The sequence below is a fragment of the Nostoc paludosum FACHB-159 genome, assembly GCF_014698835.1.
In the GTDB taxonomy this organism is placed as follows: Bacteria; Cyanobacteriota; Cyanobacteriia; order Cyanobacteriales; family Nostocaceae; genus Nostoc; species Nostoc paludosum.
Genome location: NZ_JACJTU010000022.1, coordinates 139,823 through 146,388, shown reverse-complemented (window position 1 = coordinate 146,388; position 6,566 = coordinate 139,823). Strand labels below are relative to the sequence as shown.

Here is a 6,566-nt window from a genome sequence, read left to right as displayed (position 1 = left end):
ACACTCCCCACACTCCCCACACTCCCCACACTCCCCACACTCCCCACACTCCCCACACTCCCCACACTCCCCACACTCCCCACACTCCCCACACTCCCCACACTCCCTATCTCCCTCACTCTCTACTCTGGGCAGTTCATAGATTAGAATAAAACTTGCTCATGAGGTATTAATCAACCTCTCAAGTTGAAGCTCACACACCGATTTATGACCGATCTACCGCCCAACACTCAGAATTCCGAAAATACTACCAACGACGATGTAACACAAGAGTTACTGCGAAAATTGAGGCAAAAGCAAGGTAACTGGGTGGAATGGGGAACAGCGATCGCCTCGTTGCAGAAAACTGGCTATAATCCCCAAGAAATTTTTGAAGCCACTGGATTTGAGCCGATTCAACAAAATCAGGTGATTGTTGGTTCTCAAGTTTACAATTCTTTAGAAAAATTTGGAGCTTCTGAAGCCACGCGATCGCACTACAGTACACGTGGTAGTGATATTTTATATGAATTGCGTTTGCTCACCCAAGAAGAACGCGCCACGGCAGCTGAACTGATCTTCGTTCACAAACTCGATGCTGATGAAGCGCGGGAAGTTGCCAAAGCAGTTAAAGAATTTTCTTATTTGCGTACTTTGCCAGAAGGATTTTCTAATCATCCTGGGGATGCACTTGCTTATCAAACTTGGAAACTAGCACGGCAAAACTCAGATTTACAGGAGCGATCGCGCTTAATAGCCAAAGGTTTGCGTTTTGCTCACACACAAACAGCCAGAAAACAAATCGAACAATTACTGACTGATTTTACCACCGTTCCCAAGCGTCCGGCTCCAATTTTACCCTTTTACCGCTTGGAATCGGAAGAACAACTGCCTCGAATGGTGCCAGTGGTAGGCGAGTTGCCATTATCAGGACAAGATTTACAAGGTGTGCCCCTAATTAACGAAATCGAACCATTTCGTATGGTGAAGTTTGCTGGCGAACAAGCCTGGGTGCCTTTACCGGGTTGGCAAGTACTGTTGGCAGCAGAAGATCCAGTAGTGATATTAGCGAATAGCGATCGCTTGTCTAACCAAACCCAAACTCGAATAGAACCAGTGCTAGTAGTAGTAGATCGTGCCCAACGACAATGGGATGCTTCTAACTATTTTGTCGTTGAAAATGGTGGTGAATTAGATTTTCAATGGTTTGAAACTGAGCCAGAAATTCCTCTACTAGGACGAATCATTATTATTGTGCGTCCTAAGAAAATTTTGGATGAAGAATTCACGAAAGATTCATGGCAGATTGACGAATAAATTAAATTGTAGATTTTCCTGAAAGTCCGAGCGAGGAATCCTTTGCTCGGATTTCTGTTTGCGTTTGATGTGTCTGTGTGTCAGCTTTGTATAAATCAATAAGTAGAACGGCGTAAATATTTGTAGTTGGAATGAGACAGGAGGAAAGAAAGTTTTAGCCTCATTCATTTTTGTTAACATAGTTGTGTTTTTTCCCACCGACTTACTTACGCTTGGGTTTCGTTCTTTAAACGTCACTTACTTCGAGCCTGGAAACCCGCCCAACGCAATAGCTCCACAATATACGCTAACTCAAGCGTATTGTGTTATGAATCTTCAACTTAATCTGAGATTACATTTGTTTAAAAGTTTTCTGCCTATACAAATAACTTCAGGAATGATATTCGCTCGCTATACCTAAATAAAATTATTAAAAAATTAAGTATTTTTTGGGCAATTTTATTTTTTACTGTATCCTCCTATTCTATAACTCCCAAGCAAAACGGCGTAAATAAACGCATCTTCATACAGAGTTGGTATGAACAAGGCTGAAAGTTAATTTGTGCATAAGTCCTAACTACGATTTAGTGCATAAAAAATAAGAATTTATGTTTTCGATTTAGTTTCATAATAAAACAACTTTAATGGATTTAGCGCTAACAGAAATGCCTCAAAATTCTGAGTGTAACTATCAGGCATAATATTCAGTTTTTCATTTGTATTTGAACTAAGGAGTTTTCTGAAAATGTCTCTCATGAAACGTTGTTTATCCGAATTTATTGGTACATTTTGGCTTGTTTTAGGTGGCTGTGGTAGTGCTGTTCTAGCTGCCGCTTACACAGCAGATGCCGCAAAAATCAGCGAGAATACTTCTTTTCCATTGGGTATTGGATTAGTAGGTGTATCCCTAGCATTTGGGCTGACAGTACTCACAGGGGCTTATGCTTTTGGTCATATTTCTGGTGGTCATTTCAACCCAGCTGTTTCCTTTGGATTGTGGGCAGGTAAGCGCTTTCCAGGTTCTGACTTACTACCTTACATCGTCTCTCAAGCGATCGGCGCTGTTGTTGGTGCCGGTGTTATCTACCTGATTGCTAGCGGCAAAACTGGATTTACCCTGAGTGGCTCCAACCCACTGGCAACCAACGGCTATGGTATTCATTCTCCAGGTGGTTACACGCTGTTTGCTTGTTTCATCACTGAAGTTGTGATGACTTTCATGTTTCTGTTGATTATTCTGGGTGTGACTGATAGCCGTGCTCCAAAAGGATTTGCACCCCTGGCAATTGGTTTTGGACTCACCTTGATTCACCTAATCAGCATCCCTGTAACCAATACCTCGGTTAATCCTGCCCGTAGTACTGGAGTTGCTCTATTTGCAGGTGCAGAACTCTTTTCGCAAGTATGGCTGTTCTGGATAGCTCCTATTTTGGGGGCTATTTTAGCAGGATGGTTATACGTAGCCGTCTTTAGCGAATCACCTGTGCAAGAACAGCAAAATATTAAGGAACTAGTCTAAAAGTCTTTTTCAATCGCTTGAAGTTTCATTTTTAGATTTCTCAACAATTCCGTAATTAAACAAATTAGCCAAACATTATTTGTTTAGTTACGGGATTTATAGAATATTTAAGTATATATATATTCTGTTTTGTCAATATTATTAGAATTATTAGATAAGTAAGTCGGCGATAAAATTTATCAAGGCGATCGCTCAAAAGTTTTTGAGTTAATTAAAGACTATTGTATGTACGTGGTTGTTTTTTCAGGAATTCTTACAAAAAACCATCACCAAATAATTACTAATTTTCGTAATTCATAACCCAAGGCAAAGCCCCTGAGTTTAGTTATGGAGACAAATAAATTTCTTCCTTACTTCAAGCCCACGACTTTAATCGTGGGCTAATAATTACGAATTCTATTGATAAAGATGTATAATAAAAACATGTTGAACAACCGTAATAACTCCCAAACTAACCAAGCTGGTGTTCTCTACAGACACGGCGATGTTCTCCTTAGACGTATTAATACCTTACCAGCCAATGCCCAAAAACGTGTAGGTGCAACTCTCGCTCACGGTGAACTCACAGGACACAGCCATCGCATTCAGCAATCCCATGCTGTTCAGTTGTGGGTAAATGATAGTGAGCTTTTTCTTGAGGTTAAAGAACCAACTGCTACCTTAGTTCATGAAGAACATCGGGCAATTGAATTACCCCAAGGACTTTACCGCGTTTGGAGACAACGTGAATATCGCCCTGACGCTTACGTAGAGGTTGCGGACTAATGCTGAAGATCATGTCAAATGGGCGCGTGCCGAATAGACCAGTTAAACAGCGCCCACAGGAAAGCCACGAGCCTGTATCGGCGCAACGTGCCAGAAAGCTGATACTTGAGCATCGTGCATGGGATCGAATGCGGGTTTTAGGTCATCTAGATTTAAGTGGTGCGTTGGAACTTTACAATTTACCCGAAAATCTCACCTGTGAAAGCTTGGATCTCAGCGATTGTGTAAACCTCACAACCTTTGCCAAAGGTCTCCATGTCACCCATTGGATTGAGTTAGCTGGGAGTGGGATTACCAGTTTACCTGAAGGGCACGGTTTCGTCCTGCGCTGGCGAGGCGTGCAGGTGAGTGATGCCATTGCCTTTGCATCTGACTCCATAACTGGGCAAGATATCCTCAACATGGAGAACGTTGAGTTACGCCGCGTACTGATTGAGCGACTGGGCTATGAGAGATTTTTGCAGCAAGTGGGAGGCTTAGTCCGTCATCGGGATAGAGATGCGGGTGGAGAGCGTCAACTTATCTGCATTCCTTTTGAGGATGACGAGCCATTTATGGTGTTGAAAGTCACTTGTCCATCTACAGGACACATTCATATTTTGCGCGTTCCTCCATATATGCAAACTTGTCATCAAGCTGCTGCTTGGATTGCAGGCTTTGATAACCCAAATGATTATAGTCCGGCGATCGAGGCGTAATATCAAAATGGTTTGGTTGGATGCAATTAGCCAAGCGGCGCACAACACTAACTACAACACTCTGTTTCTGAAACAATTATTGATTTGGAATTGAATTCAACAAATGAACTCAGGGGTTTGTATTCTTTTTTTAATTTAAATTTTTGATTTTTAATTAGAGCAAAGCGACGAGCAGTTTCTGTCCTAAACTATGCTTAAACTGCGATAAAAGCAAAAATAAGAAAACGTGCGTCTGTGTTTGAGACTCACGTTTAAATTAGTTAAGGATTGAGACTCGCTATCAATTGATTCTCAATTCTTCTTTAATTTTTTGCTGATATTAATTGGTAATGGTGGGTTGCATAAATCGCTTAATTTCACCGCAGGCAATATAGGACTTGCCATCAGGGCCGGTTTTGATTTCATCAACGACGTAAAGCATTCCTTCTTCGCGAACCGATCGCGGAAAACGCATATTCCAATTCGGTTCATATCCATCAGAGACCACTCTAGCACGTAGTTTACTGCCATCTTTGACGCATTGAACGAGAACACCATCCTTGACAGTATCAGTCGTGGGCAAGTCGGCGGCACTAGCAGGGCCTTTGGATGCTTTACCTGTGCTAGTTGACCTCGATTGTCTGGGAGCAACGAAGATATCTGCTTCACCAGGTCGAGTAAGACGCGTTATGTTACCACGAACCCGGTAGAAAGAGCCATCAGTTGAAGGTTCCAGTCCTTCAACTACATAGCGTGCGCCCTCGGCACGAATCGCTCTAGGAAATTGGACATTCTTGGTGGAATCGTAGCCATCGGATATGACTTTGATTCGCAGCTTACCGCCTTCACGCATACAGTGTAGTTCTACACCTGAACCGACTTCATTAACAACCGGCATCCCATAGATTTCATCTCCAGCCGTGACACCACGAGCGGCTAAATCGCTGCGATTGCGCGTCATTGTCTGGTAACTCTGATCTCGCAGTTCTTTACGTCCGGCATTACCCAAGGCTTTTTGGGCGATGCGACCCGCAAAATACTCTAGCTGATCTATCTCTTCAGCAATTTCAAAATTCTCATTCAACCCTTTATCGCGTAAATCTTTGACTAGCGATCGGAGAATTTGCTCAGCTTCTTCATGTTTGCCATGCTCAGCTAAATCGAGGGCTGTCTCTTTAGCCTTAGCGATGGTGAGGCGGCTGAGTTCAAGGATGATATGGCTCGAAGAAGCGAGAGCTGCTTCCTCAATAGTACCAACTTTGGCAACGACATCCGCTGTGCCGGACACACTTTCAATCACCTCATTTTGCACAACATCAGCACTGTAATGTAACTTCATCACAGGTAATTCGCCAATTTGAGCAGCAGATATCTCTAAACTCAATCCTAAAAGTTTATCTTCACCCTCATAAAGTTCTCCCAAAGTGATGACAGTTTGACCAGCGTTATGGCTGACTTTAGCCAGACTTAAAGTATCTATCAGCTTGACACCATCAGCCAACTCAACTATCACCTTGAGATTTTGACCTACTACTGCTCTGAGGCTATCTAGCTCAATGCTAAACACTTCAGTTGCTTCATCGATGCTCTGAATGAAGTAGAAATTGCCGTTAGCCGCCCTTGCCATCCCAATCAGCAAGTCTTCATTGAAACCCTGATCGAAGCCCAAGGTAGTTGTGGTGATGCCTTCCTCAGCTTTTTGCCCCGATGTCGCCGTCAGTATTTTTGGGTCTTGAATGCCCATATTGGCGTGACCATCGGTAAGCAGCAAAACACGGTTAATTTTTTGCGGATCGAGTTGCTTCTTGACATGTTCGCAGCCTTTGAGCCATCCGCCAGATAAGTTAGTAATCCCACCTGCTCTGACTTTTTTAATAGAAGTTTTCAGTGCAGCTTTGTCTTTCACAGGCTGGGGCGTTATAACCGTATCCACCTCATCGTCGTAAACAACTACTGAGAGAATGTCGTCTGGCTCAAGTCGATCTACCACAGATTCAGCGGCTCTGAGCGCATGATGCAAAGGAGCGCCTGCCATAGAGCCTGAGCGGTCAATTACCAAAGAAAGATTCAGGTTCCGTCGGGGAGATTCAGCTATGTCAGCACGAAAACGTAGCAGAATATTAGTCTTTAATGAAGAGCCTGCGGGTAAGATAGCCTGGTCAAAGTCGTAACTTGTCTTGAGCATTTTTTATACCCCTTTGAGTTGTCTGCGATGAGCTAAAAGCCTTATGCTGCTGGTATAGCCAGTGCTTTTTTTAGTTTACCCAGAAACCAGTGTGTTCAGTGTCGAAGGGAAGATTTAATGTAAAGTTTTATATCTATCATGATGA

Annotated in this window: 5 protein-coding genes; 4 read left to right on the top strand and 1 reads right to left on the bottom strand. The window is 42.9% G+C overall.

Annotated features, from left to right (window positions below; genetic code table 11):
* The first annotated feature begins 207 nt into the window (after positions 1-207).
* The 4 genes from H6H03_RS22155 (at position 208) to H6H03_RS22140 (ending at position 4,257) form a co-directional block, all read left to right on the top strand.
* Positions 208-1,296 carry a RuBisCO accumulation factor 1 gene (locus tag H6H03_RS22155; RefSeq protein WP_190957224.1) on the top strand — a complete coding sequence of 363 codons (1,089 nt, stop codon included), beginning with the start codon at positions 208-210 and terminating at the stop codon, positions 1,294-1,296.
* Positions 1,297-2,020: 724 nt separating this feature from the next.
* Complete coding sequence (gene aqpZ / locus H6H03_RS22150; RefSeq protein WP_190957223.1) at positions 2,021-2,794, top strand: aquaporin Z; 774 nt, start codon at positions 2,021-2,023, stop codon at positions 2,792-2,794.
* Between the two features lie 423 nt (positions 2,795-3,217).
* A complete protein-coding gene (locus H6H03_RS22145; protein WP_190957222.1) occupies positions 3,218-3,559 on the top strand; it encodes a hypothetical protein in 342 nt (113 codons plus the stop codon).
* Between the two features lie 11 nt (positions 3,560-3,570).
* The gene (locus H6H03_RS22140; RefSeq protein WP_242058090.1) at positions 3,571-4,257 is read left to right on the top strand and encodes a DUF6745 domain-containing protein; all 687 of its coding nucleotides are present in this window, start codon (positions 3,571-3,573) and stop codon (positions 4,255-4,257) included.
* A gap of 319 nt (positions 4,258-4,576) precedes the next feature.
* Here H6H03_RS22140 and H6H03_RS22135 read toward each other — a convergent pair whose 3' ends face one another.
* Positions 4,577-6,421 carry a vWA domain-containing protein gene (locus H6H03_RS22135; protein WP_190957220.1) on the bottom strand — a complete coding sequence of 615 codons (1,845 nt, stop codon included), beginning with the start codon at positions 6,419-6,421 and terminating at the stop codon, positions 4,577-4,579.
* Between the last annotated feature and the right edge of the window lie 145 nt (positions 6,422-6,566).

Excerpts from the sequence above, each read along its gene's own strand:
- H6H03_RS22155 (WP_190957224.1), top strand. The coding sequence starts at position 208 with ATGACCGATCTACCGCCCAACACTCAGAATTCCGAAAATACTACCAAC.
- aqpZ (WP_190957223.1), top strand. The coding sequence starts at position 2,021 with ATGTCTCTCATGAAACGTTGTTTATCCGAATTTATTGGTACATTTTGG.
- H6H03_RS22145 (WP_190957222.1), top strand. The coding sequence starts at position 3,218 with ATGTTGAACAACCGTAATAACTCCCAAACTAACCAAGCTGGTGTTCTC.
- H6H03_RS22140 (WP_242058090.1), top strand. The coding sequence starts at position 3,571 with ATGTCAAATGGGCGCGTGCCGAATAGACCAGTTAAACAGCGCCCACAG.
- H6H03_RS22135 (WP_190957220.1), bottom strand. The coding sequence starts at position 6,421 with ATGCTCAAGACAAGTTACGACTTTGACCAGGCTATCTTACCCGCAGGC.